This is a genomic window from Saccharothrix sp. S26 (assembly GCF_021390395.1).
Classification (GTDB): domain Bacteria; phylum Actinomycetota; class Actinomycetes; order Mycobacteriales; family Pseudonocardiaceae; genus Actinosynnema.
On the sequence record NZ_JAJUWT010000021.1, the window covers coordinates 137,464 to 162,957 of the forward strand.

The 25,494-nt window shown below is 73.2% G+C and carries 19 protein-coding genes; 7 read left to right on the forward strand and 12 right to left on the reverse strand.

The genetic code is table 11. The features are described 5' to 3' along the window. The first annotated feature begins 6 nt into the window (after positions 1-6). Positions 7-1,746, forward strand: a complete 1,740-nt coding sequence (locus tag LZG04_RS30270) for an amylo-alpha-1,6-glucosidase (protein WP_233823293.1) — start codon at positions 7-9, stop codon at positions 1,744-1,746. Between the two features lie 87 nt (positions 1,747-1,833). Continuing rightward, a complete protein-coding gene (locus LZG04_RS30275) occupies positions 1,834-3,666 on the forward strand; it encodes an RICIN domain-containing protein (RefSeq protein ID WP_233823295.1) in 1,833 nt (610 codons plus the stop codon). A gap of 55 nt (positions 3,667-3,721) precedes the next feature. On the opposite strand, the gene LZG04_RS30280 is transcribed toward LZG04_RS30275, so the two are convergent. Then, on the reverse strand, positions 3,722-4,138 hold the full coding sequence (locus LZG04_RS30280) for a DUF3592 domain-containing protein (protein ID WP_233823297.1): 417 nt from the start codon (positions 4,136-4,138) through the stop codon (positions 3,722-3,724). 146 nt (positions 4,139-4,284) lie between these two features. Between LZG04_RS30280 and LZG04_RS30285 the strand changes: the two genes are divergently transcribed. The 3 genes from LZG04_RS30285 to LZG04_RS30295 all read left to right on the forward strand — a co-directional run bounded on the left by LZG04_RS30285 (position 4,285) and on the right by LZG04_RS30295 (position 7,188). Then, complete coding sequence (locus LZG04_RS30285; RefSeq protein ID WP_233823432.1) at positions 4,285-4,680, forward strand: RidA family protein; 396 nt, start codon at positions 4,285-4,287, stop codon at positions 4,678-4,680. A gap of 130 nt (positions 4,681-4,810) precedes the next feature. Continuing rightward, a complete protein-coding gene (locus LZG04_RS30290) occupies positions 4,811-5,548 on the forward strand; it encodes a hypothetical protein (RefSeq protein ID WP_233823324.1) in 738 nt (245 codons plus the stop codon). Continuing rightward, positions 5,542-7,188: a hypothetical protein gene (locus LZG04_RS30295; protein WP_233823326.1), complete on the forward strand. Its 1,647-nt coding sequence runs from the start codon at positions 5,542-5,544 to the stop codon at positions 7,186-7,188. Before LZG04_RS30290 ends, LZG04_RS30295 begins: the two co-directional genes overlap by 7 nt. 13 nt (positions 7,189-7,201) lie before the next feature. On the opposite strand, the gene LZG04_RS30300 is transcribed toward LZG04_RS30295, so the two are convergent. The 11 genes from LZG04_RS30300 to LZG04_RS43150 all read right to left on the reverse strand — a co-directional run bounded on the left by LZG04_RS30300 (position 7,202) and on the right by LZG04_RS43150 (position 22,162). After that, positions 7,202-9,523 carry a DUF4062 domain-containing protein gene (locus tag LZG04_RS30300; protein WP_233823328.1) on the reverse strand — a complete coding sequence of 774 codons (2,322 nt, stop codon included), beginning with the start codon at positions 9,521-9,523 and terminating at the stop codon, positions 7,202-7,204. Positions 9,524-9,620: 97 nt separating this feature from the next. Then, positions 9,621-12,362 carry a hypothetical protein gene (locus LZG04_RS42735; RefSeq protein ID WP_233823330.1) on the reverse strand — a complete coding sequence of 914 codons (2,742 nt, stop codon included), beginning with the start codon at positions 12,360-12,362 and terminating at the stop codon, positions 9,621-9,623. Between the two features lie 679 nt (positions 12,363-13,041). Further along, on the reverse strand, positions 13,042-14,466 hold the full coding sequence (locus LZG04_RS30310) for a WGR domain-containing protein (protein ID WP_233823332.1): 1,425 nt from the start codon (positions 14,464-14,466) through the stop codon (positions 13,042-13,044). 119 nt (positions 14,467-14,585) lie between these two features. After that, positions 14,586-15,917 (reverse strand): LLM class flavin-dependent oxidoreductase, encoded by a 1,332-nt coding sequence (locus tag LZG04_RS30315; RefSeq protein WP_267938341.1) that lies wholly within the window; start codon positions 15,915-15,917, stop codon positions 14,586-14,588. A gap of 3 nt (positions 15,918-15,920) precedes the next feature. After that, entirely contained in the window at positions 15,921-17,108 is a 1,188-nt protein-coding gene (locus LZG04_RS30320) for an ROK family protein (RefSeq protein ID WP_233823334.1), read from the reverse strand. Further along, positions 17,105-17,458, reverse strand: coding sequence for a ferredoxin family protein (locus tag LZG04_RS30325; RefSeq protein ID WP_233823336.1), 354 nt, complete (start codon positions 17,456-17,458; stop codon positions 17,105-17,107). The genes LZG04_RS30320 and LZG04_RS30325 overlap by 4 nt, the downstream gene beginning before the upstream one ends. Continuing rightward, positions 17,455-19,026 (reverse strand): FAD-binding protein, encoded by a 1,572-nt coding sequence (locus tag LZG04_RS30330; RefSeq protein WP_233823338.1) that lies wholly within the window; start codon positions 19,024-19,026, stop codon positions 17,455-17,457. The genes LZG04_RS30325 and LZG04_RS30330 overlap by 4 nt, the downstream gene beginning before the upstream one ends. A 28-nt stretch (positions 19,027-19,054) precedes the next feature. Further along, positions 19,055-19,912, reverse strand: coding sequence for an ABC transporter permease (locus LZG04_RS30335; protein WP_233823340.1), 858 nt, complete (start codon positions 19,910-19,912; stop codon positions 19,055-19,057). After that, positions 19,909-20,730: an ABC transporter ATP-binding protein gene (locus LZG04_RS30340; RefSeq protein WP_233823342.1), complete on the reverse strand. Its 822-nt coding sequence runs from the start codon at positions 20,728-20,730 to the stop codon at positions 19,909-19,911. Before LZG04_RS30340 ends, LZG04_RS30335 begins: the two co-directional genes overlap by 4 nt. Then, complete coding sequence (locus LZG04_RS30345) at positions 20,727-21,734, reverse strand: ABC transporter substrate-binding protein (RefSeq protein WP_233823344.1); 1,008 nt, start codon at positions 21,732-21,734, stop codon at positions 20,727-20,729. Before LZG04_RS30345 ends, LZG04_RS30340 begins: the two co-directional genes overlap by 4 nt. An 80-nt stretch (positions 21,735-21,814) precedes the next feature. Beyond that, a complete protein-coding gene (locus tag LZG04_RS43150) occupies positions 21,815-22,162 on the reverse strand; it encodes a putative leader peptide (RefSeq protein ID WP_374202921.1) in 348 nt (115 codons plus the stop codon). On the opposite strand from LZG04_RS43150, the gene LZG04_RS30350 reads away from it, so the two are divergent. Next, positions 22,153-23,070, forward strand: a complete 918-nt coding sequence (locus LZG04_RS30350; RefSeq protein ID WP_233823346.1) for a TauD/TfdA family dioxygenase — start codon at positions 22,153-22,155, stop codon at positions 23,068-23,070. The two genes, LZG04_RS43150 and LZG04_RS30350, sit on opposite strands and share 10 nt — an antisense overlap. Before the next feature lie 130 nt (positions 23,071-23,200). Then, complete coding sequence (locus LZG04_RS30355; RefSeq protein WP_233823348.1) at positions 23,201-23,974, forward strand: endonuclease/exonuclease/phosphatase family protein; 774 nt, start codon at positions 23,201-23,203, stop codon at positions 23,972-23,974. Positions 23,975-25,494 lie beyond the last annotated feature (1,520 nt).

Sequence of the window (25,494 nt, forward strand, 5' to 3'; positions counted from 1 at the left end):
ACCTTCGTGGACGACTTCTCGGTGCGGGAGATCCCGTTCAGCCATGCCGGCGCCTGGTTCGGCGTCTCGCCGGTCGTCGGCCTCGCCGCCTACGCCGAGGACCTGCACCTGGTGTCCCACCGCAACGGCATGCACGCCGTGCTGTCGCTCGTGCCGGTGCTCGCGGGGGCGAGGGTGTCCGCCGAGGTGAACGCGAACCCCGCCGTGCTCACCTGGAGCGCGGGCCGGGCGCGGGTCGCGGCGGCGTTCGAATCACCCTCGGCGCTGAGGGTCTCCGGCGCCGGCCTCGGCCTGCGCATCGCCGCGGCGGACGACACCCTCACCCCGTTCACCGGCACGTTCTTCTTCCACGACCCGGTCACCTCGGCGCACGTCTTCACGTCCTACGAGACCGGGCACCGCTACCGCGTCACGGTGTTGGCCGGGCACGCGGACGTGGCGGGCGCCGGCGCACTCGGCACGGCGCAACGGGCGATCGTCGTCGGCGGGGACGGCGGCGAGTGGGAGCTGGTCGTGGAAGAGCTGACGACCACGCGGGAGCGGTTCTCCACCACCGCGACGTTCCACGAGGTCGTGACGGCGGCACGGCGGTCCTTCGAGCGGTTCGCCGACGACGTCGCGCCCTGGCGCTCCGACCGCACCCCGGCCGCCGAGCTCGCCTGCTACGTGCTGTGGTCGGCCACGGTGAGCCCGGCGGGCTTCCTCGGCCGCCCCGCGGTGCTGATGTCGAAGAACTGGATGGACAAGGTCTGGAGCTGGGACCACTGCTTCAACGCCCTGGCCCTCGCGCCGGGCACGCCCGCCCTGGCGTGGGATCAACTGCGGGTGGTGTTCGACCACCAGACCGCCGAAGGGGCGTTGCCCGACTCGATCACGCACGCCGAGGTGCTGCACAACTTCGTCAAGCCGCCGATCCACGGCTGGGCGGTGGCCCGGTTGCGGTCCAGGCTGCCCGGCGGCCTCCCGGCCGACGAACTGCCGTCGCTGTACCGGGGGCTGGCCGCGTGGACGACGTTCTGGCTCGACCACCGCCGTGCGCCGGGCGAGTCGTTGCCGCACTACGAGCACGGCAACGACAGCGGCTGGGACAACGCCACCGTCTTCGACGGGCGGCGGCTCGTGCAGTCCGCCGACCTGGCGGCGTTCCTGGTGGCGCAGCTGGGTGAACTGGCCCGGTTGGCCCGCGAGCTCGGTGACCCGGCCGCCGCCACGCGGTGGGAACGGGAAGCCGCGACCGTACTGGACGCGATGCTCACGAGGTTGTGGGACGGCACGGCGTTCACCAGCCGTGCCCTCGACGGCACGTCGCGCACCACGGCGAGCCTGCTCGACCTCATGCCCGTGGTGCTGGGCGCGGACCTGCCGCCGGACGTGCACGCGAAGCTCGCCGAGGGCATCGCCCGGCACCTCACCGCCGTGGGCCCGGCCACCGAACGACCCGACTCGCCCCACTACGAGGCGGACGGCTACTGGCGCGGCCCGGTGTGGGCCCCGTCCACCGTGCTCATCGAGGACGGCCTGCGCCGAGGGGGTGCGGTCGAGCTCGCCGACCAGGTCAGCGCCCGGTTCCGCGCGGTGTGCGAGAAGAGCGGGTTCGCCGAGAACTTCGACGCCCTCACCGGCGAGGGCCTGCGCGACCGCGCCTACACCTGGACCGCCGCCGCCTACCTGCTGCTCGCCGCCGACGCCGAGGCCCGACCGGCCCAGGCGGGCGGCAGCCCGGACCACCCCACCCCGGTGGGGTAGGCGACCCGATTCGACCGCCGTCCCCGCCGCGACCACCGGCGAATCGCCGCCTGTGCACGCCCAACACCTCTGACGAAGGAGTCACGCGTGGCCCTCACACCCGCAAGACGGCGAGGCCGCGGCCTCGGCGCGGTGGTCGCCCTCGTCGCGACCGCCCTGACGTGCGTGGTCGCACCCGGCCCGACCGCGTCCGCCGCGGACGAGTCGATCTCCGTCGACTTCGCCGCGGCCGGCGGCGCACCGACCTACCGGGCCTCCGGCTGGATCTACGGCATGACCGAGGACGCGTCCGGTCCCGCGGACCACTTCTTCCGCGACGTGAAGTTCCGGTACATGCGCGCCGGCGGCGCGCAGTTGGACAGCCCCGGCGGCTGGGTGGCGGGCAAGTACGACCGCCGGTGGAACTCCACGCGCGCCCAACTGCTGCGCACCCGGTCGCTGGGCGGCGAGTTCATCCTCCTGCTGCACGACCTCTGGGGCGCCGACGGCTACCCGATCTCCCGCTTCCCCGGCGACAACGGCAACTGGACCGACTACGACAACTTCCTCACCCGCGTGATCGCCGACGTGCGGGCCACCGGCGCGCCCGTCCAGTGGGACCTGTGGAACGAGCCCAACATCACCCTGTTCTGGAACCGGCCGCAGGCGCAGTACTTCGAGCTGTGGCGGCGCACGTACCAGCGGGTGCGGGCCGCGTTCCCGCAGCAGCTCATCGTCGGCCCGAGCTGCGCGTGCGTGCCGACGACGACCGGGGCGTGGTGGAACCAGTACCTCGACTTCGTCCGCTCGTCCAACACCGTGCCCGACATCGTCAGTTGGCACTCGCTGCCCGGTGACCCCGTGGCCAACGTGGCGGCGGCGAACGCCACGCTCGACGCGCGGGGCATCCCGCACCCGCGGCCTTACCAGATCAACGAGTACGGCGCGACCGACGAGCAGAACCCCGGTGACGGCTCCTGGTACATTGCCCGCCTCGAACGGGCCGGGGCCGACGGCCTGCGCGCCAACTGGGCCAGCGCGGGCAACCTGCACAACGACCTCGGCAACCTGCTGGTCCGCAACTCCGCCGGCCGGCACGTGCCGAAGGGCGAGTGGTGGGTCTACCGCTTCTACGGCTCGCAGACCGGTCAGGTCGCCGCCGTCACGCCCAGCGCGTCGTACGACGCGTTCGCCACGAAAGCGACCGGCGTGGCGAAGGTCCTGGTCGGCGGTGGCGGTACCACGGGCAACATCGCCGTCCGGCTCCTGCGGCTCGACGCGACCAGCGGCATCGTGCAGAACAACCAGGTGCGGGTGGTCGCCCAGCGCATCCCGCACAACGGTGGCGGCGCCGTCCAGGGACCGGTCACCGTCCAGAACTCCGTGGTGACGCTGTCGGGCAACAGCGCCACGGTCACCCTGCCGCACACCAACGCCAACGACGCGTTCACCATCACGCTCCTGCCGCCGTCCAGCCGCGGGGTCGCGTCCGTGGCGGTGGCCCAGCACTCGCAGCTGTGCCTGGACAACACCGACCTCGGCGCCGCCGACGGCAACCGGCAGCAGCAGTTCGACTGCGAGGGCGGCGACCAGCAGCTGTGGGACTTCCGCCCGGTCAGCGGCGTCGCCGGCACCTACACCGCGGTCAACCAGCAGACCGGCAAGTGCCTCGACGTCAACGGCGGCTCCACCGCCGACGGGGCCGCCGTGCAGCAGTGGACGTGCCTGGCCGGCGCGCAGAACCAGCAGTTCACGCTGAGGAAGGTGACCTACTCGGGCAACGACCCGCACGACTACCAGCTCGTGGCCCGGCACAGCGGCAAGTGCGTGGACGTCAGCCAGGTCTCCACGGCGGCACGCGCCCAGGTCCACCAGTGGACCTGCAACCCCGTCAACCAGGGCAGCCCGCTGAACCAGACGTGGCGGCTCTGGGGCTTCTAGCCCGACCGGGCGCGGTGGGCGGCCGCACGACGGTCCGCCCACCGCGCCCACCCGGTCAGTCGTGCCTCGAGCCGGACCCCCAGGCCATGAAGTTCGCGAGGAGCGCGCCGAGCACCAGCACGCCCAACAGGACGCCCGCCACCCAGTGCGCCTGGTCGTTGTCGGCCAGGGCGGCGTCGACCACCCGGCCGTCCTCCAGGTCGTAGCGGACGGTCACGCGGTCGCCGGGGTGGCGGGCCGGTCCGTTCTCCGAGAGGGTCGAGACCTGCTTCGCGCCGTCCGGCAACGGGTACTCGACCTCGACCGAGAAGCTCTTGCCCGACCGCAGCCGCTCCCGCACGGTCCCCTCGGCACTGGCCCAGGACCGCTGCTCGACCGCGGACCGGATCACGAGCACCAGCCCGATGACCGCGCCGACCAGCACGACCGCGGCCACGACCCGGCCGACCCCCGACTTCGACGACTTCGCCACGACGCCTCCTTCGCCGACCACATCGCCGCACCGCCGCGGAACGTGACGGTCGGGTGGAATACGCGACAGGAGGTGTCGTGATTCGTTGCGAAGCTCGGTCCGTCGACGCGAGTGCCGTCGACGGACCGAATGGAGCTGAAGTGGCTGTGGAGCGAACGGCGGTCAACCCCTGGACCTGGTCGGTGCGGCTGGGCTACCACCAGGGCGAGGTCGTCTCGGGGCACACCCGGACCCTGTACTGCGCCGGGCAGACCGCGATGAGCGGTGACGGCGAGCCGCGGCACGCGGGCGACATGGCGGCGCAGGTGGCGCTGAGCCTGGACAACGTGGAGGCCGTGCTCGGCGAGGCGGGGATGACGCTGGCGAACCTCGTCCGGCTCAACGTCTACACCACCGACGTCGCCCTGCTCTTCGAGCACTACGGCGTGCTGGCGTCGCGGCTGGCCGCCGCCGGGGTGGCCCCGGCCACCACGATGCTGGGCGTGACCCGCCTGGCGATCCCGACCCTGCTGGTCGAACTGGAGGCGACGGCCGTCGCGTGACCGGGCCGCACCCGCCGCTCGTGCCCGCACGAGCGGCGGGTGGCCGCACAATTGCGTACCGGGAACGCCGGACGGCGGCGAGGCTCTCCGCATCGAAGCGAACGAACCCCCGGCCGGCACCCGGAACCAGGTGACCGGCGACCCGGGTGTGGCGGTGCAGTCCGGTTCGATCAGGAGGCTGTTCGTCGGCGGCACCCACGAGCGGCACGGCGTGTACGCGCTGGCGGGTGTCCTGGTGGTCGGGATCGTGGTCGCCGGGCTCGTCGCCTGGTCGGGCGGTCGTGGGGCGGACGACCCCGCACCACCGGTGCTGCTCGCGGCCGTGGCGGCGGCGGGTCCGAAGGCGGACTGCAAGTCGGGCTGGGTCGTGCCCGGCCCCGTCGACGAACAGGCGCGAGCCTCGGGGCGACCGGCCGGCGGGGTGCTGAGCTCCGGCGGCGTCGTCGTGGTGACCGTCCAAGGGCTGACCGACGCGGCGGTGGTGTTGCAGGAGGCCCGGATCGAGGTGGTGCGGCGGGACGCGCCCAAGCCGGGGGTGTTCCTGCGGTCGGGGTGCGGCAGCGACCAGTTGACGCGGTACTTCGACCTCGACCTGGACGACCCGCAGCCCGTGCTGACCCCTCAGCGGGACAGCACGACGTTCCCGTTCCGCATCTCGGAGAGCGAGCCCGAGAGGTTCTCCATCACGCCCGTGGTGGGCGATCGGCTCGTCGAATGGGTGCTGCGCCTGCGGTGGACCTCCGGCGCGCACGAGGGGGAACTCGTGGTGGACGACAACGGCACGCCGTTCGCGACCACGGGCACCGGCGCGACGGCGTACACCCTTTGCCCCGACAACACCGGCGGGAAGTTGACCCGACAATGCTGAGGCTGCTCCCGCTGGTCCTGCTCCTGGCCGCGTGCACCACGCCCGCCGCCGTCCCCACCGACGCACCGCGACCCGAACCGCCGCGCTGGTCGAAGCTCACCTCGGACCTGCCGGCCGACTTCGACGTCATCGACCTGGCTGGGTGGGACCAGGGGCTCGTCGTCACCGGCAACCCGGTGGACCCGCAGGTCAGGTTCTCCGCCGACGGGCAGCGGTGGACCGAGGCGCGCCTGAACGGGATCACCGGGTTCGCCTACGGCGGTGCGACCGCCGGGCACGGCGCCGCGGGTTACGTGCTCGGGACCTCCGAGCGGGCCGCGGCGGTCTGGCGGAGCGAGGACGGCGCGAACTGGCAGCGGATCGAGCTGCCCGACGCGGCCCTCGACCAGTACAGGTCCATCGCCGCCGGCCCGCGTGGCGTGGTCGTGGTCGGTCTCGGGGAGGGACGCCGGCGTGAGGGTGGCGTCACCGTCTACAGCGACTTGCAGCTGTGGTTCGCCGAGGACGGGCGCTCGTTCGTGCCCAAGGTCCGGGTGCCGGCGGACGTCAGCACGGGCGCGACACCGCGGGTCACGGCCGTCGCGGACGGGTTCCTCCTGGACGTGGACGGCAGCATCGCCGGCCGGACCCTGCTGTACTTCTCCCCGGACGGACTGGACTGGCAACCGATCGGAGACGGGATGCCGGCCACGATCGAGAAGGTCGTCGGCAGGTCCGGCCCGGTCACCGCGATGCTGGCCCGGACCGCGCGGGGCGACGAGGCGTCCTCCGAGGCGTGGCGACGCGACGAGGACGGGCAGTGGCGCGAGGGCACGCTGGACCCGGGCAAGCTCCCCGACGCCGGTGTCTCGCCGAACGGCCACCAGGTCTTCACCGGCATCCGGCAGTGGGGGAGCGGGTTCCTCGGCTTCGGCTACTCGGCGGGCACCGAAGGCACGGTCGGCGTCGTCTGGACCTCGGCGGACGGGCTCGCCTGGGACCGGATGCCCGTCCGGGACAACGGGTTCGACGCCGTGCGGTCCATCTACGGGTTCGCGACCGTCGGGGACCAGGCGTTCCTGCTCGGCGGTGCACCGCAGTCGACCGACCCGGCCCCGGTGTTCTGGCGAGCGAACGCCGTCCGCACATCCGAGCCCGAGCCGGTGGCTGTTCCCACGACGACACCGGGCGGTCCCGTCACCGAGGTCGTCGACTACGTCCCCTTCCGGAACCCGCCGACATCGTCGGACCGGGGCGAGTGCTTCACGCCGTCGGAGTCCACCACGCGCACCGACGCCTGGAGGTGCCTCGGCGGCGACCCGTGCTTCTCCGCCGCCGACCACCCCGGCCAGGTCGAGTGCCCGCGGTCGACGGGGGAGTCGGTGCTGCTCCAGCTCACCGGGCCGCTGCCGGAACGGCACCCGTCCCCGCCCGGGCCGGACGTCGCGTGGCGGCTCCGGCTGGCCGGCGGGGCCGTGTGCGACCCGTTCCACGGCGCGGGCCCCGAACCGCTGGAAGGGCTCGCCCTCGCCATGGTGTGCGGGGACGGCACGATGGTCTGGGGCAACCCCGACACGTCCACCGGCACGTGGACCGTGCGCACCTCCGCCGACGAGTACGGCCCACTGACGACCTCACCGGTGGTGACCGCCTACCGCTGACGGGCCAGGCGAATCAGCGCTCCTCGAAGAGGCCGTCCCAGGACAGCGCGAGCAGGTCGAGACGGCCTTCGTCGGTGATCTGCCGGACCATCGCCTTCTTCGCCGCCTTGACCGCGACCTGCCGGCGCTGCCGCCAGTGCTCGACCTCCGCCTGGTCGCCGCGCCGGCGGGCCGCCTTCAGCACGTGGTCCAGCGCGGCGAGGTGCCCGGCTTCGGCGGCGGCGCGGTAGCGCTCCTCGGCGGCGGCGTGGTCGCCGCGCTGCTTCGCGAGGTCGGCGTGGTTGTACAGCGCCTGGACGCTGCCGGCCTCGCCCGCGCGGGCGCACCACATCTCGGCGGCGTCCCAGTCCTTGCGCAGGTAGGCGAGCTTGCCGAGCTCGAGCATCGCCCCGGGCTCGCCGTGCTCGGCGGCCTCGGTCCACCAGCGCTGCGCGTCGGCGAGCCGGCCTCGCGCGGAGTGCAGCACGCCCACCTCCGTCATCGCCGGCGCGAACCCGGCGCGTGCGGCGGCCCGCCACCAGCGCTCGGCGTCCTCGCGGTGGCCGAGGAGGGAGTGGGTGAGGCCGAGGTTGTGCATGGCGTACCGGTCGCCGTTCTCCGCCGCCGTGGTCCACATCCCGACGGCCTGGTCGAGCAGCCGGCCGTCGCCGGTCACGCGGCCGGCCACGAAGGACGCATAACCGGCGGCGACCAGTGCGGCCGGGTTCCCGCTCCGGATGGCCCGCCGGATCACGTCGACGGCCTCGCGGCGGCCCTCGCGCAGGGCCCTCAGCGCCACCTCGAACACCCACGGATCGGTCTCCTCGCCGTCGAGCAGGACCTGCCACGTGGTGTCCGGGATCGGGGCGCTGCCCGGGTCGGCCTGGGTCCGGTCCACCAGGTAGTCGAACACGGCGAAGCGGCCGTCCGCCTCGGGCAGCAGGCAGGAGCTCGCCCCGCGGACCGGGGCCGTCGCCCAGTCGAACGCCTCGTCGAGGTCCGGCCGGCGCAGGCGGTTGCGCGTCCGCGGGTCGAGGTAGGCCGGGTACAGCGCCTCCAGCCACCCGCGTGGCACGGGGTCGAAGTAGCCCGCGCGGCGGCAGTCGACCGCCGCCGAGATCAGCGCCGCTCCCACCTCCTGCATCCCGTCGCGGCCGGCGTGCCAGCGGACGAGCGCCTCGGGCGCGGCGGCCAGGTGCTCGGCCAGCCCCGCGCCGGTGCGGTCGGCCAGGGCGGCGGCGATCCGCGGGTCCGCCTGGTGTCGGCGGGCCGACCGGCGCTCGTCGGGGTCGAGGTCACGGGCCAGCCGGACGGTCCGCGCCGTGGCCAGCAGGTGGTCCGCCGACCGGCTCACCTGCGGGTACCGGCCGTCGTCCCCGAGCTGACGGCGGGTCTGCGAGCGCAGGGTCGCCACCAGCAGGACGTCGGTGCGGCCCGGCGGGCACACAGCGGCCACCATCGCCGGGTCGAGCCCGTCCGGGGTGAGGTACCGCTCGAGGTCGTCCAGCCACACCACGACGTCCCGCAACGGCTCGCCCGACTCGACCACCAGCCGCAGCGCCGCGCCGTCCCTCGGCACCAGCACCGACCGCCAGCCGTGCGACGGCGCGTTGCGGCGCACGGCCTCCCAGGCGCTGCGGGTCTTGCCCGCGGCCGAGTTGCCCTCCACCACGACCAACCCGCCGCCCGCCACCGCCCGGTCGAGGTCGGCATCGGCCGTGCGCGGGATGTAGGGCGGCAACAGGGGGAGGTCCGCGACCTGCGTCGGCCGGTGCACGCCCAGGTCGCGAACGGGGTCGCAGTCGCCGATCGGCCGGTCCAGCAGCGCACCCGTGCGGCGCAACCGCTCGACCGCCGGGTCCGACGGCCGACCCTGCTCGTACAGCGCGTGCAGCACCGCCGTCTCCAACCCGTCCGGCGACGACACCACCGCGGTGGTCACGCCGCTGTCGCGCAGCCGGCGGCGGAACTCCTCCTGCCGCGGGTCCCGGTCGCGCAGCGCCTCGTCGGTGTCCTCCGACAGCAGGAACACCAGGCGCGGCAGACCCGCTCCGCCGGCCACCTCGAACTCCAGTTCGGTGTAGGACACATCGGGCCGGTCCCGCACCGGCGACCCGTACCGGAAGCCCGCCACCAGCACCAAGACGTCGGCCCCGGCGACCGACTCCCGGCACACCGCCTCCGGCGCGTCGTCCCGCGCGGGAAAGTACGCCATGTCGACCACCGCGTCACCGGCACGCGCCACCGCCGACTCCACCGCGGCGATGTAGGACCGACCCGGGGGAAGCCGCCGCAACTCCGAGGTGTGGCTGATGAACACCCGTCGCGGCGCTGCGCCCCACCGACCCGACGACACCTGGCCACCACCCCCGGTCCGCACCCGCCCCCAGCACGTCGACCGCCATGATCCTGGCTCGACCGGGTGTCGTGCCACCCCGGCCGGGGGATTCGGTTCAGCGGTGCGCGCGTTGCCAGAGCACCGGCCAGCCGCCCGACCCCAGCAGTGCCGCCGGGACGAGCAGGCCGCGTTCGGCGACGCGGTCGGGGAACAGCTCCACGGGCGCGCCCAGGTCGGCCGCGGCGTCCAGCGCCTGCCGCCACGGCCCGTGCTCGTCGGACAGGTCGCCGGCGGGGAAGCCGGGAACCGCCGTCTCGCGCGGCGCGACCACGCGCACGGTCGCGTCCTTTGTGGACTTCTCGGTGCACGTGGTGGCGATCGCCAGGGCGCACACCAGTTCGGTCGAGGGGTGGTGTGCCACCGATCGTGCCAGCACGTCGTCGTCAAGCAGGTGGCCCATGGCCAGGCGGACCGCTCGGGCCACCACGTCCATGGCGTGGGCCGGCGCGACCTCCGGGCGGCGCACGAGCGCCCGCAGCGTGCGAGGCAGCGGTGAGCCGTCGGTGAGCGACCCGAGGCGGCCGTGGTCGCGGAGTGCGGGATCGAGGCGGGCCACCGCGGCGGCGAGCGGGCGGACGCGGGTCGCCTGCCACAGGGCCGTCGCGCCGAGTCCGCCGTCCAGAGCCGCGCGGAGCAGCGCCACGTGCTCGCCCGGGCCGATGCGCTTCAACGCGACCACCGCCGCGTCCGGCTCGAAGTCGGCGGGCTGCCCCGGTCGTCCGAGCCCGCGCGCGAGCGTGGCGTAGGCGCGGCGCGCGGAACGGACCGGCGGCGAGGCCAGCTCCCGCTCCACGGCCGCGGCCAGGGCTGCCGTGAGCGTGGCGGGCAGGCGTGCCGCGGCGGAACGGCGGGCCGAACCAGCCCGGACCGGCGGCACCGCCACCAGGGGCTCGGGTGTCGGCGGCGCGGGCGGCGGGATGCGGTCGACCCACTGCTTGATCCGCTGCTCCAACGCCGGCGTGACGTCGTCGTTGAACCGCGCCCGCAGCTCGTGGACGTGCCATCCGCCGGTGCTCCGCCGCACGTCGAGGTTGGCGACGATGCGGCCGTCGGTCGGGTCGCGCAACGCCATCAGCACGCACTGGCCCTTGCGCGCCCGGTCGGCGTACCACGACTCGCCGATGCAGTTGCCCATGTACGCCGACCACTCGGCCAACTGCCGCGGATCACGGCCCAGTTCCACGGCCAGCCGCGTGCCGGCGATCACCTGACCATCCACAGTAGACAGTTCCGGCGGGATCGGGAACGCGCCGACGCTCGCTTCGGAGACCACCGCGTCCGCGCCGACCCGCGCGGCCAGCTCCGCCCAACTGCCGCAGCGGGGCGGCGGCGTGGCACCGAACATGACCAGTTGCGCGACCCCGGCCGCCGCGAGCGGCACGGAGTCGGCCCGTGGCCCGCCCGGCTCGTCGTGCGGCGTGTCGTACCGCAGCTCGGGCATGAGCCGTTCGTGCACGACCTCGGCGCGTTCGTTGCCGTGGAAGGGCGCCAGGGCGTCGGCGAGGTCGGCGAACCAGAGCAGGTCGTGCGGCGCTTCCACCGAGGCCGGGTCGTCGTCCGCCGCGCCCGCGGCGATCCGTTGCGCCAACGTGCGCGTCGGACCGTCGGCGCTCGCGTCGGCCAGCGGCGGCTGTTCCCAACCGCCCGGTGACCGGGAGAACCCCGCCGCGGCCCGCCACCGGTGCAGCTCGGGCACCCGCCAGGGTTGGCACGCGTCCCAGCACTCGTACAGCGGTCGGCCGTCCAGGTCGGCGAGCAGGTCGGTGACGGCCCGCAAGACGACCACGCCGTAGTTGCGCGCCATGGCCAGGCGCGTCTTCACCCGGGCCTCGGTCCTGGCGGTGATCGTCCGGTCGGGAGCGAGGGCCTGGACCAGGTGGTGGACGTAGCAGCCCGGTCGCGCCGGGTGGCTGTAGTCGCCCTCGCGGCGGCGGGCGGCCGCGGCCCGGTCTTCCTCCGTGAGGCAGGCGTCGGCCGCGACGAGTTCACCGCGGTGCTTCTCGACGGCGACGGCGAGACCTTCGTCGGACGTGGTCTTGGCGAACCTCAGCAGCGCGGTCGCCGCGATGGCGTCGTGCAGCAGGCGGGTGAGCTCCAGCGCGGACCACCACACGGGTGGTCGCCAGCGCGCGGCGGCGGCCGGCGTCGGGTTCTCGCCGATCGCCCGGGACATCTGCCGCACGACCGGTTCGTCGAAGTGCTCGCGGTGGCGGGCCTGGAGCTTGGGGATCCGCTCGGCACGCGTCTGCGTCGCGGCCCGCCGTGCCACGCGCCGCCGTTCGACCAGCAGTTCGCACACGTGGTCCCACAGGCTGACGACCAGCGCCAGCCGCCGGGGCCGCGGGTACACCGCCAGCACGCGGGCCAGGTGACCGGCCAACGTCGACGCCGCGCCGCGCGGGAACGGGTCGATGCCGTCCGGTGCGCGCAGTTCCAGCACGCGCTCCACCTGTTCGGGTCCCAGGAGGTCCGACGCCGCCGAGGCCAACCGCAGCGCGCCCCACCGCCGGTCGGCCACCGCCGCGTGCGCGGCCGCACCGACCCGCTTGGTCGCCGCCGGCCCGAACAACGCCACCAGCACGGCGCTCCGGTCACCCAATCGGTGCGCGCCCTCGACCCCAAGGACCTGCACGGCAGCCAGCACCGCGTCCCGCCGGTCACCGTGCGCCCCGGCCAACCTCGCCGACGTGAAGCCGCCACCGAGCCCGACCCCGGCCCCGGCCGCCTCGACCCCGTCCCGCACCAGCCGCGCGAGCTGCCTGCCCGCCTCCCGCACCACCTCGGGCTCGGCATCCACCGGCCCGACCGCGACCGGCGACCCCGGCGGGTGCGAACCAACCCGATCCTCCGCGGCCGCGGGCATATCACCATCACCGGGTGCGGGAAGCCAACAACGCAACCCCGCCCCGGCCGTCACCCCGAACGCCAACTGGATGGACATCGACACCATCATCGCGCACCACCGCCACCGGTTTTGCGCTCTGGCCAAGCAACCCGCACGGGCGGAGTGCCGTCGGCCGTTCGCGGTCGGTGCCGACCTGGCGCTCTTCCCGCACATTCGAGCGCACCAGCAGGTGCCTCTGTCGCCTGTGCCGCCGATGAGATCAAGCCGACGACCGGCGCGCCCGGTCGCTTGGGTCGAGGTGTCGCCGTGTGGGGTACGGGGGTTCGGTGCAGGTGCTTGCTGTCGCCCCATGTGCGGTGGTGGTCGTTCGGCACCGGATGAGATGGATCCGGATCGACAGCCGGTTCTCCGGTTATCGCCGAAGGCGTGACCGGTGCCCGGTCGCTTGAGTCGAGGTGTCGCCGTGTGGGGTATGGGGGTTCGGTGCAGGTGCTTGCTGTCGCCCCATGTGCGGTGGTGGTCGTTCGTATACCGGGTGCGATCACCTGGACCGCCAGCCGGTTCCCTGGCCCCGCCGAACGCGTCACCGGTGGCCCGTGCCGAGGTGTCGCCGTGTGTGCGGCACGAAGGTTCAGCGCAGGCGCTTGATTTCGCCGCGCGTGCGGTAGAACGAGCCGTTCGCGGAGGTGAGGACCTCACTGACCAGGTAGCGCGCCCCGGGCACGCGGATGTTCTTGGGGAACTGCACGCCCCACGTGCGGTCGTAGCCGTCGGACACCACGTGGACCCGTACGCGGCCGCCCTCTTGGACGCACTCGACGACGACGCCTTCGCCCGGCGCGACCTGGGAGATCACCTCGACCTCGGCGGTGGCCTCGACGCGGGCGATGGAGCCCGCCTTGATGTCCTGGCGCGGCGGCAGTTGGCCCTGTTCGGCGGCGTGCACGGCGGCCGGGCTCGCGTCGAGGCACGCCAGCGAGCCGTCCGTGGTCACCAGGTAGAGCCGTTCGTCGCGGTACTGCATGGAGTAGGCCGAGCCGCAGCCCGTGGCGAGCTTCCACAGCCTGGTGCCGTCGGCGGCGAAGCAGTAGACCGAGGACTGGTTGTCGCCCGCGAACACCAGCTCACCGTCGGGCGAGGTCGCGCACGAGAACACCGGCGCGTCGCAGCGGTAGTCGGCCAGCTTCGCGCCGTCGGACTTGCGGATGCGCTGCACGTAGCCGCGGCTGGTGCCGGCGAACACCTCGGTGCGCTCCTGCCAGCCGAACAGCACCTGCCCCAGGGTCTCGCTGTGCCAGACCTGCTCGCCGCGGTCGGTGTAGTGCGTGACGCCCCGCGAGTGCCCGTGGAAGACGCCCTCGCCCGCGCAGCGGACCATCCAGGCGCTGTCACCGGTGGCCGGCCGGGACCACTGGAACTCGTCCTCGTGGTCCACCACGGTCACCCGGCCCTGCCGGTCGGACACGCCCAGCACGCCGTCGTGGATGTCGAGCCAGTAGATGTCGACGTCCTCGGCGATCTCGTAGGCCACCCGGGGCACCTTCGCCCCCAGGTCGTAGACGCGGCCGTCGTCGCACCCGGCGTAGATCCAGAAGTCGTCGGCCACGATGCACTTGACCGCGTCGGGCAGGCCGAACCGCCCGGTCACGCGGCCGTCGTGGGTGAGGGTGTAGATGTCGCCGTGCTCGTTGCCGACCCACGCCTGGTCCTCACCGACGTAGATGCCGAACGCGGGCGCGCCGGACGCGAACCGCCACAGCACCGGCGCCTGGTGCGCCGTCGACCGGGTGCTGACGATCTGCCGCCTGCTCACCGGCCTGGCCTGCCGCACCCCCTTGACGGCGGGCGCGTAGCCCTTGCGCACCTTCTCGCCGATCTTCTTCTCGGCCGCCTTCACGGCCTTGGCGTGGTCGGCGAAGCTCGCGGTGCGGACCTGCCCCTGCTCCCCGATGCGCCCGTAGGCGATGGTGACCTCCGTGCCGTCGACGCGCACCTCGTAGAACTTGTGCGCCCCACCGCCCGCTTCGGACAGCTCCAAGTACGTGGTGGCAGACATGCGTTCGCTCCCTCTCCCCGACCCGCTCGATCGACTCGGGGGAACGTTATCGGCCACCACCGACAATTCTGATCACGCCGGCCGGACGGCCGACAGCGGCCCGGCCGGCGCGAAGGAGGTCAGACCACCGCCGGCTCGGCGTACCGGCTGACCGGGCGCGGCAGGCCGTAGTGCTCGCGCAACGTGTGGCCGGTGTACTCGGTGCGGAACAGGCCGCGGGCCCGCAGCAGCGGCACCACGTGGTCCACGAAGTCCTCCAGTCCCGACGGCAGCAGGGGCCCCATCACGTTGAAGCCGTCCGCCGCGCCCGTGGTGAACCACAGCTCGATGTGGTCGGCGATCTGCTCGGGCGTGCCGGCCACGACCTGGTGCCCGCGCCCGCCGCCGAGGCGGGCGAGCAGTTGGCGCAACGTCAGCCGCTCCCGCTGCGCCAGGTCGCGCACCAGCTCGAACCGGCTCTTCGCGCCGTTGACGCGGCTCACTGGCGGGAACTCCGGCAGCCGCTCGTCCAGCGGGTGGTCGGTCAGGTCGACGCCGATCAGCTCGGCCAGCTGCCGCACCGCCCGCGCCGGGATGATCAGCCCGTCCAGCTCCTCGGCCAGCGCCCGCGCCTGCGCCTCGGTGCCGCCGAGCACCGGCACGATCCCGGGCAGCACCTTCACGCCGTCCGCGTCACGTCCCCTCGCCGTGACGCGGCGCTTGAGGTCGGCGTAGAACGCGGCCGCGTCGCCGTGCGTCTGGTGGGCGGTGAACACCGCCTCGGCCCAGGTCGACGCGAACTCCCGGCCGTCCTCGCTCGACCCGGCCTGCACCAGCAGCGGGTGCCCCTGCGGGCTGCGCACCGCGTTCAACGGCCCGCGCACCGAGAAGAACCGGCCCTTGTGGTTGATCTCGTGCACCTTGGCGTCCTCGGCGAACACGCCGGACTCGCGGTCCACGACCAGCGCGTCGTCCTCCCACGAGTCCCACAGCGCCGTGACCACGTCCAGGAACTCGTCGGCGCGCCGGTAGCGCTCGGCGTGCTCGGCGTTGACGTCGCGGTTGAAGTTCTGCGCCGCCCGGTCGCCCGCGGTGGTCACGATGTTCCACCCGGCCCGCCCGCCGCTGATGTGGTCGAGCGAGGAGAACAGCCGGGCCAGGTTGTACGGCTCGCTGAACCCGGTCGACGCGGTCGCGATCAGCCCGATGCGCTCGGTGGCCTGCGAGATCGCGGTCAGCAGCGTGATCGGCTCGAACCGGTTGGCCGCGGTGTGCCGCACGTCGCCCCAGATCTGCACGCCGTCGGCGAGGAACACCGAGTCGAACGTGCCGCGCTCGGCGATCCGCGCGAGGTGCTGGAAGTGCGCCACGTCGTCGAGGGCGCGCGGGTCGGTGCGGGGGTGCCGCCAGGCGGCCTCGTGGTGGCCGACGCCCATGAGGAACGCGTTGAGGTGGAGCTCGCGTGCGGACAACTTCTACACTCCCAATCGGATCGGGTTGCGGATGTCGAGCGGGTCGGCGTAGATCGCGTCGAGCTGCACGGACCCGGCCGCCACGCCGAGCACGTCCCGGCCGAAGCTGCTCGGCAGCACGGCCGACGGCGACGGGCACGCGCGCGAGGTCGCGGCGACCTCGGCCCGCACCGCGTCGGCGCACTCGGGCAGCCGGATCACGCCCAGCTCGGTGACGACGACGACGTCGGGGTTGACGATGTCGAACAGCAGCGCGGCGGCGCGGGCGACGATCCGGGCGCGGTCGACGAGCAGCGCGGTGGCCGCGGGGTCACCGGCGACCGCGGCGTCACCGAGGTCCGCGATCGACGGCCGCGCGATCACGCCCGCCTCGTAGGCGCGCCACGCCCACGCGCGGTCGGAGACGGTGGCTTCCAGGCACCCGTTGCGGCCGCACGGGCACTCGATCGCCGGGTCGCCCAGCGCCAGGTGCGCGACACCGCCGGCCGCCGACCGCGTGCCGCGGTGCGCGCCGCCGCCGGTGATGATCGCCGCGTCCACCACGTTGCCGACGAACAGGTGCACCAGCGACTCGTGGTGGCCCGCCGCGCCGAACAGCTGCTCGGCCCGCGCCAGCGCCCGCGCGTGGCTGTCCACCAGCACCGGCAGCCCGGTCCGCGCCGCGAGCAGGTCGCGCACGGGCACGTCCCGCCAGCCCAGCGAGGCGTGCTCGACCAGCACGCCCGCCTCGGTGTCGACCCACCCGCCGGCGGCCACGCCCAAGCCCAGCGGCACGTGCCCGGGCAGGTGCTCGGCGTGCAGCCGCACCAGGCGGTCGGCGGCGGTGGCCAGCACCTCCTCGTGGTCGTCCGGGTCCCGGTGCGGCACCTTCAGCCTGGCCCGGACCCGGCCGCGCAGGTCCAGCAACGCCAGCGTGCAGTGCTCGTGCGCGACGTGGATGCCGGCCACCAGGTGGCGGCCGGTCTCCACGTCCACCGGCGTGTGCGGGCGGCCCACGCCCCGGTACGGCAGCGGCCCGGCCACCTCGGTCAGCAGGCCGAGGCCGGCGAGCGCGGCGCAGTTGCGGGTCACCGCCGCCGGGCTCAGCCCGGTCAGCCTCGCGATGGTGGTGCGCGCGACCGGCCCGTGCCGCAGCACCGCGCCCAGCACCGCCGCCGCGGCCGTGCCGCGACCCGTGACGCCGGGGTTCACGAGATCAGCGGCGGGCCGGACGGGGACAGCGCGGGGCCCACCGCCCGTGCCGCGCCCGGCGTGCGCCCGCGGCCCCACCCGATGTCGCGGCGGTAGCTGCCGAGCAGCCCGGTCCGCCGCAGGTGCTCCTCGTCGTGCGCGAACGACTCCGCGGGCAGCGGGTGGGTCTGCGGCGCGACGAACAACGCGTCGGTCGGGCAGTTGGCCTCGCACTGGAAGCAGGTCTGGCAGTCCTGCTGCCTGCTGATCACCGGCACGCCGTCGGGGCCGCGGTCGAACACGTTGGTGGGGCACACCGCGACGCACTTGTCGCAGGTGACGCACCGCGCGGCGGACACCAGCTCGATCACGCCGCCACCTCCTGCGGGCGGGCCCAGACCTCGTCCAGGCCGCCGGAGGTGATCCGGAAGTGCTGGGCGGGGTCCAGGTCGGGGAAGTCGAGCCGCTTGGCCATGCCGCGGCTCTCGCTGCGCGCCAACGCCGAGGTGTACATCCACCGCGCGTGCGCCACCATCGCCGCGGCTTGGCGCGCCCGCACCAGCTCCGCGCCCTCCGCGCGCAGGCCGGAGCGCACCGCCGACCACGTGCCGTCGAGCCGGCCCAACGCCGTGCGCAGCACGTCACCGTGCCGCAGGTAGTTCTTGTCGTACGGCAGCACCTCGGCCTGCACCGCGCTCACGACCTCCGCCGCCGACACCGACGACGTGGCGCCGGTCGGGCGCAGCCCGGCGCCACCGGCGGCCCGGACCGGGCGCTGTGCGGCCGACGGGCCGAGGGCGCGGGCGAACCGCGCCGCCGCCCGCCCCGACCACGACCCGGACGACATCGCCCACGCCGCGTTGTGGCTGCCGCCGCCGGTGAACCCGCCGCAGATCAGCTCCCTGGTCGCCGCGTCACCGGCCGCGTACAGGCCCGGCACGGTGGTCGCGCAGCCGTCGTCGACGATCCGGATGCCGCCGGTGCCGCGCACCGTGCCCTCGGCCAGCAGGGTCACCGCGAACGGCTGGGTGAACGGGTCGACGCCCAGCCGGTCGAAGGTCAGGAAGAAGTTCGGCTGCGCCAACCGCATCGCCTTGCGGGCCGCCTCGTCGGCCCGGTCGAGCTTGCAGAACACCTTCTCCGAGGCCAACAACGTCCGCGCGATCACCGACCGGCCGCGTTGGCTGCCCGCGCCGTCGAGCACCGAGCCGTCCGCCCGGTAGAACGTGGCGTAGTTGTAGAACGCGGTCTTGGTGACCGACGTGTGCTCCGGCGCGATGCCGTAGGCGTTGGAGAACTCCATGCCGGACAGCTCCGCCCCGACCTCGGCGGCGAACAGCGCGCCGTCACCGGTGTTGACGTCGCACCCCAGCGCCTTGCTGAGGAACGCGCAGCCGCCGGTGGCCAGCACCACCGCACCCGACCGCACCCGGAACGCCCGGTCGGCCTGCCGCTGGTGGCCCGCCGCGCCCGCGACCACGCCGTCCTCCGTCGTGAGCAACTCCGTGACGGGGCTGTGGTCGAGGATGCGGACACCGGCCCGCCGCACCCGGATGCGCTGCCGCCGCATGTACTCCGGCCCTTGCAGGCCGTTGCGCAGCGGCGCGCCGTCCGGGCCGACCGGGAACGGGTAGCGCGCCACCTCGGCCAGCTCGTTGACCCGGTCGTAGGTCTCGTCCAGCACCCGGGCCATCCAGCGCCGGTCGGCGAGGTAGCCGCCCAGGCCTTCCCGGCTCGCCATGGCCTTCTCGCGGGACTCGGGCTCCGGCGGCACGTACCACACGCCGGTGCCGCCGGACGCCGTCGCACCGCTGGTGCCGCAGTACCCCTTGTCCGCCAGCACCACCGAAGCACCGTCCTCGGCGGCCTTGAGCGCGGCCCACGTCGCGGCGGGCCCACCGCCGACGACCAGCACGTCCGCGTCGAGTTCGAGCGTCATGCGATGCTCCTTCCGTACCGAGGGGGGATCAGGAACCGACAGGGACGCGCCAGGACGTGAACCGGCGCTCCAGGGCGACGAGCACCTGGTTGAACACCACGCCGATGGCCGAGATCGTGATGATCCCCGCGTACATCTGGGGGATCGCGAAGTTGAACTGCGAGGCGTTGATCAGGTAACCGAGCCCGGCCTTGGCTCCCACCATCTCCGCCGCCACCAGCACCAGGATCGACACCGCGCCCGCCAACCGGATGCCGGTGAACACCGTGGGCACGGCGGCGGGCAGGATCACCTTCTGGAACAGCCGGAACCCGGACAGGTCCACCGACCGGGCCAGCCGCAGCAGGGTGGGGTCGACACCGCGCACCGCGCTGATCGTGTTCAGCAGGATCGGCCAGGTGCAGGCGTAGAACACGATCGCGATCTTCGACGTCTCGCCGATGCCGAGCAGCAGCACGAACACCGGCAGCAACGCCAGCGCCGCGGTGTTGCGGAACACCTCCAGCAGCGGCCCGAGCAGCGTCGCCACCGGCTTGTACCAGCCGATCAGCAGGCCGAGCGGCACGGCCACCGCCACCGCCAGGCCGAACCCGGACAGCGACCGGGCCAGGCTCGCCCCGGTGTTGTCCAGCAGTTGGCCGTTGGCGGCCAGCCGCCACCACGCGTCGAGCACGGTCGAGAACGGCGGCAGGAACGTGGCGTCGACCAGGCCCAGCCGGGGCGCGGTCTCCCACACCGCCAGCAGCACCACGATCGCCGCGACCTTGCCGGCCGCCGTGACCAGCGCGTCGGCCACCCGTCGCACCGCCGACGGCCGCCTCACCCGGTCCCGGCCCGCGGGCCGCCCTTCGTCCACGGCCGGCCGTGACTCCAGCAGCGCGGTCATACCGCGGCCACCTCCTTCTCCTGTTGCTGGGCGCGGGAGACCTCGTCGTGCAGCAGCTCCCAGATCCGGTGCCGGTAGCGGGCGAACTCGGCGCTGGACCGCAGGTCGGCCTGCTCGGCGCGGTCGCCGAGCTCGATCGGCACGACCTCCTTGACCCGGCCCGGCCGCGAGGTCAGCACCGCGACCCGTTGACCCAGGTAGACGGCCTCGTCGATGGAGTGCGTGATGAACACGACCGTCTTGCCGGTGCGCCGCCAGATCCGCAGCAGCTCGTCCTGCAACGACTCGCGGGTCTGCGCGTCCAGCGCCGCGAACGGCTCGTCCATCAGCAGCACGGTGGGGTCGTAGGCCAGGCTGCGGGCGATCGCGACGCGCTGCCGCATGCCACCCGAGAGCTGGTGCGGGTGCCGGTCGGCGAACCCGCTCAGGCCCACCAGGTCCAGGAACCCGCGGGCCCGCCCGGACCGCTCCCGGCGCGGCACGCCGGCCGCTTCCAGGCCGAACTCGACGTTGCCCTGCGCGGTGCGCCACGGCAGCAGCGCGTACTGCTGGAACACCACGCCCCGGTCCAGGCCGGGGCCGGTGATCGGGACGCCGTCCAGCAGCACCTCGCCCTCGCTCGGCTCGGTCAGCCCGCCCAGCAGGTCCAGCAACGTGGACTTGCCGCAGCCGCTGGGCCCGACCAGGACCAGGAACTCACCGCGCGCCACGTCCAGGTCCACCCCGTCCACGGCGGTGAACTCGCTGTGCCGCCGCGACGCGCGGTCGCGGACCACGAACCGCTTGGTGACGCCGCGGAAGCGGATGTGGGCGCTCATGCCGCCACCCCGTTGAACTCGTTGGTGTACAGGTCGGTCAGCTTCACCTGGTCCTTGGTGATCTCGCCGCGCTCGGCCAGCCAGTCGACCCACAGCGCCAACTCCTTGTCCACGATCCGACCGCCCTTCTCGGCGACGCCGGTGGACCTCCAGTACCGCAGCGCGGCCGGGTCCTCGTTGCGCCCGCGCTTGGTGAGGATGTCGACCTTGCGCGCCACCACCTCGTCACGCGGGGTGGTGCGGCTCCACTCGATGGCCTGGGCCACGCCGCTGACGAAGGAGCGCACGGTGTTCGGGTTGTCCCGGAGGAACTTCTCGGTGAACACGTACGTGCCCGCGGTGAACGCGCCCAGCAGGTCGAAGTCGGAGAACAGCTTGCGCAGCCCGCCCTTCTCCAACGCCTTGTCGCGCAGGATGCCGCCCAGCACGCCGACCTCGATCTGGCCCTGCCGCACCGACTGCTCGATGTTGACCGGCGGCACCGCGATCGGCTCCACCTTCTTGATCTCGTCGGGCGACAGGCCGTTGCGCTTGAGGTAGATGCCGAGCATGGCCTCGTGGTGCGCGCCCAGCGTGTTCATGCCGACCTTCTTGCCGATCAGGTCGCGCGCGGAGGTGACCGGGCTGCCCTCCAGCACGTAGAAGCCGCTGAAGGCCGCCTCGTCGGAGCCGTAGTAGCCGATCACCGACTTGATCGGGGCGCCGGCCGCCTTGAGCTTGACCACCGCGCCGTTGAACGCGCCGCCGAAGTCGACCTGGCCGGTGGCGGCGGACTGGATGTCCTGCGGACCGCTGGTGGTGTTGCCGACCCACTCCAGCTTCACGTCGCCGAGGTAGCCGAGGTCGGCGGCCAGTTCGGGCAGGGTCACGTCACCCGCCCAGCCCTGGTAGCGCAGCGTCTTGGTCTCGGCGCCGCCACCGGCGCCCGCGGTGGAGCAGCCGACCGCGGCCGCCGTCAGGCCGAGGAAGGTGAGGCCGAGGAAGTTCCGTCGCGTGCTGATCACGGCGAATCCTTTGCTGGGAAAAAGCGGGCAGGCCGAAATACCGGGCAACGACACCCGGATCGGGGGAAAAAGGGGCGGGTTCAGCGGCCGGCGCGACAGAGCGCGCCCGCCTGCCGCCGGAGATCGACGTGCCGGCGCGAGGTGAGGTTGACGGCTTGGCTCACGTGGCAGAGCCTCACACCCAGGTCAGGCGGGGTCAACGGGTCCGGCGGCCGTCCCACATCATGGAGCCGGCCGCCCGCGGAGCTGGACAACGGCCACTTTTTTGCCCAGCGCAACGAAGTGCCGGCGGCCGTCGAAGATGTCAACCGCGTCCGCGTGCTGGGACGACTTAATTCACCGCCGCGCAATGTTGTGCGCGATCCGCGCGGCCGCCCATCGTGAAGTGCGAACGCATTCTCACGAGAGGACACCGGCGATGACCGCACAGCTTTCCGACACGATCACCGTCCACCGGCTCGGCGCGGGCATCGGCGCGCGGATCGACGGCGTCCGGCTGGGCGGCGACCTGTCCGAGGGCGCCGTCGCGACCGTCCGGGACGCCCTGCTGGCCAACAAGGTGGTGTTCTTCCGCGGCCAGGAGCACCTGGACGACGCGGGCCAGCTCGCCTTCGCCCGGCTGCTCGGCGAGCCGACGCTGGCGCACCCGACCGTCAAGGGCCGCGAGCACGCCAACGTGCTGCCGATCGACTCCGACTACGGCAAGGCCAACAGCTGGCACACCGACGTCACGTTCGTCGACCGCGTGCCCGCCATCAGCATCCTGCGCGCGGTCGAGCTGCCTCCCTACGGTGGCAACACGGTGTGGGCCAACACGGTGCGCGCCTACGAGGAGCTGCCGCCGGCGCTGAAGGCGTTGGTGGACCGGCTGTGGGCCGTGCACAGCAACGTCTACGACTACGCCGGGCACGTCGACTCGACCCGCATCGGCGGCGTGGACGTGAAGGAGGAGTCCTACCGCGACGAGTTCCAGTCGCAGCGCTACGAGACCGAGCACCCAGTGGTCCGGGTGCACCCGGAGACGGGCGAGCGGGCGTTGCTGCTGGGTCACTTCGTCAAGCGGATCGTGGGCCTGACGAGCGCCGAGTCGCAGACGGTCTACCGCCTGCTCCAGGACCGCGTGACCCGGTTGGAGAACACGGTGCGCTGGCAGTGGGCCGACGGTGACGTGGCGATCTGGGACAACCGCGCCACCCAGCACTACGGCGTGGCCGACTACGACGACGCGCGCCGCCGCCTGCACCGCATCACCATCGCGGGCGACGTCCCGGTCAGCGTGGATGGTGTCACCAGCACCACGGTGGTCGGCGACGCGGCGCACTTCTCCGCGCTCTGAGGCCGACCGTCCCCGGTGGACGGTCGGGAGGCGTAACCGCCTCGACGGCGGGCGTTCGCCCGGGCGTCGAGGCGGTGAACTCTTGCCGCCGGTCCTTCGGGTTCCGTGCCGCGGTCAGCACAATCGCGCTGTGATCCCACGACCCCCTTCACGCCTGCGTGCCGCGCTGCTGTGCTGCCTGCTGGCCGTCGGCCTGCTGTCCCCGGCCACGGCCTCCGCCGCTCGCCCGCCCTACTCCCTGCTGCACATGAACGTCTGCGCCAGCGGGTACGCGGGCTGCTACGCCAAGACCCAGTACCCGAAGATCGTGGACGAGGTGGTCGCCCGCGTCCGGGCCAACGACGTCAACGCGGTCACCCTCAACGAGGCGTGCAGCGGCGACGTGGCCTCGATCGCCGCGCGCACCGGGTACCACTACCGCTTCGCCACCGTGATCTACCGCGGCGCGCCGCTGCCGTGCAAGTCGCCGGAGGGTCGGGGCGTGTTCGGCAACGCCGTGCTGACCAAGGAGGCGATCCGCGCCGCCGAGGACGCGCCGTTCTCCGTGTTCAGCGGTGTGGAGGAGCGGCGCTGGCTGTGCGTCACGACCGCCCGCCGCGTGGACGTGTGCACGACGCACCTGTCCACCGGCGGCGAGGCTCCCGGCACCGCCAACGCGATCCAGTGCACCGAGCTGAGCGAGGTCCTGTCCGATCGCGGCCGGCCGACGATCTTCGCCGGCGACGTGAACCGGCGCGCCTCGTGCGCCCCGGAGGGTCAGTGGACGCTGACCGACGCCGCCGCCACCCAGGCCCCCGGCATCCAGCACGCCTACGGCACCCTCGCTGCGCCGACGCTGGAACTCGAGCCGACCACGTACACGGACCACGACGCGCTGGTGGTGCGCGCCGGCCTGCGCCGCTGACCAAGGGCATCGACCGAGACCATCGACGACGGACCGGTGCGGGCCTACCACCCGCACCACCCCGATCCGCCCCCGCAGCGCCCCACCGCCGCCTTATCGCGGGCCACCGCGCCGCATTGCCACTCGCAGCGCCGCACTGCCGGTCGCAGCACCCACATCGCTAGTCGCCACCGGTCACGCCGCGTGCGGCCTCCGCCGCGTTATGGCCACCACACCGCATCACCCACCGCAGCGCTGCACATTCGGTCGCATCGGCCACATCACAGTTCGCCGCCACCGCATCACCGGCCGCCGCCACCGCATCACCGGTCGCTGCCGCCAGTTTCGTGGGTGGCTATCGCCGCGTCGTGGGTGGCAGCGCTGCATTGTCGCTCGCATCGGCCGCGTCGTTGGTCGCCGCCGGATCGCTGGCCGCTGCCGTCGCGTTGGTCGCCGCGCCGCGTTGCCTGCCGCAGCGCTGCACAATCCGTCGCATCGGCCACATGACTGGTCGGCGCCACCGCATCATCGGCCGCCCCTGCGACTTTGTGAGTGGTCGCCGCTGCGTCGTGGGTCGCAGCGCTGCACTATTAGTCGCAGTGGCCGCGTCGTTGGTCGCTGCCCCGCATCGCCGGTCGCTGCCGCAGCTTTGTGGGTGGCTGTCGCTGCGTTGTGGGTGGCAGCGCTGCATTGTCGGTCGCAGTGGTCGCGTCGTTGTTCGCTGCCGCCCGATCGTTGGTCGCTGCCGTCGCGTTGTGGTCACCGCGCCGCGTTGCCTGTCGCAGCGCTGCATATGCGGTCGCATCGGCCACATCGCTGGTCGGCGCTACCGCATCACCGGCCGCCGCTGCGGCTTTGTGAGTGGTCGCCGCTGCGTCGTGGGTCGCAGCGCTGCATTGCTGGTCGCAGCGGCCGGATGGTCGGTCGTGGCGCGGCGTCGTTGGTCGCTGCCGTCGTGTTGTGTCCACCGCGCTGTGTTGTCTATTGCAGCGCTACGCTCTCGGTCGCAATGGCCGCGCCGTTGGCCGCTGCCGCCGGATCGCCGGTTGCGGCCGTTGTGTTGTGAGGGTTGTCGCTGCGGTGGGGGTTGCAGCGCTGCATTATCGGTCGCAGTCACCGCATGGTTGGTCGCTCACGTCGCATCGATGGTTGCTGCCGTCGCGTTGTGGTGTTGCCGCCGCGTTGTTGGTCGCACCGGCTGCGTCGTTGGGTGCTGTCGTTGTGCGTTGTGCGTTGCAGCGCTGCGTATCGGTTGGGGTTGCCGCATCACTGGTCGCGGCCGTCGCGTCGTTGGTCGTAGCGCCTCGTCATGGGTAGCTGCGACGTCGTTGGTCGCGGTGGCCGCGTTGGAGGTCGTAGTCGGCGATCGAGGAGGCCGCTGTCGGGCGTCCGTCGGTGCCGCACTGTCGTGGGTTGCAGCGAGTAGGGCAGGCGAACGGCGGGGGCGGTGGGCGGATCGGCCGGTTGTGGTCCGGACCTCTGTGTGAGGTTGGTTGATCCGGCGGTGAGAGCGCTCCCAATCGTGCACGTTGTTGTTGTGT

What these genes read in the sequence shown, in the direction of transcription:
- LZG04_RS30330 (WP_233823338.1), bottom strand. Translation starts at nt 19,026, where the DNA reads ATGACGCTCGAACTCGACGCGGACGTGCTGGTCGTCGGCGGTGGGCCC.
- LZG04_RS30350 (WP_233823346.1), top strand. Translation starts at nt 22,153, where the DNA reads ATGACCGCACAGCTTTCCGACACGATCACCGTCCACCGGCTCGGCGCG.
- LZG04_RS30295 (WP_233823326.1), top strand. Translation starts at nt 5,542, where the DNA reads ATGCTGAGGCTGCTCCCGCTGGTCCTGCTCCTGGCCGCGTGCACCACG.
- LZG04_RS30340 (WP_233823342.1), bottom strand. Translation starts at nt 20,730, where the DNA reads ATGAGCGCCCACATCCGCTTCCGCGGCGTCACCAAGCGGTTCGTGGTC.
- LZG04_RS30310 (WP_233823332.1), bottom strand. Translation starts at nt 14,466, where the DNA reads ATGTCTGCCACCACGTACTTGGAGCTGTCCGAAGCGGGCGGTGGGGCG.
- LZG04_RS30335 (WP_233823340.1), bottom strand. Translation starts at nt 19,912, where the DNA reads ATGACCGCGCTGCTGGAGTCACGGCCGGCCGTGGACGAAGGGCGGCCC.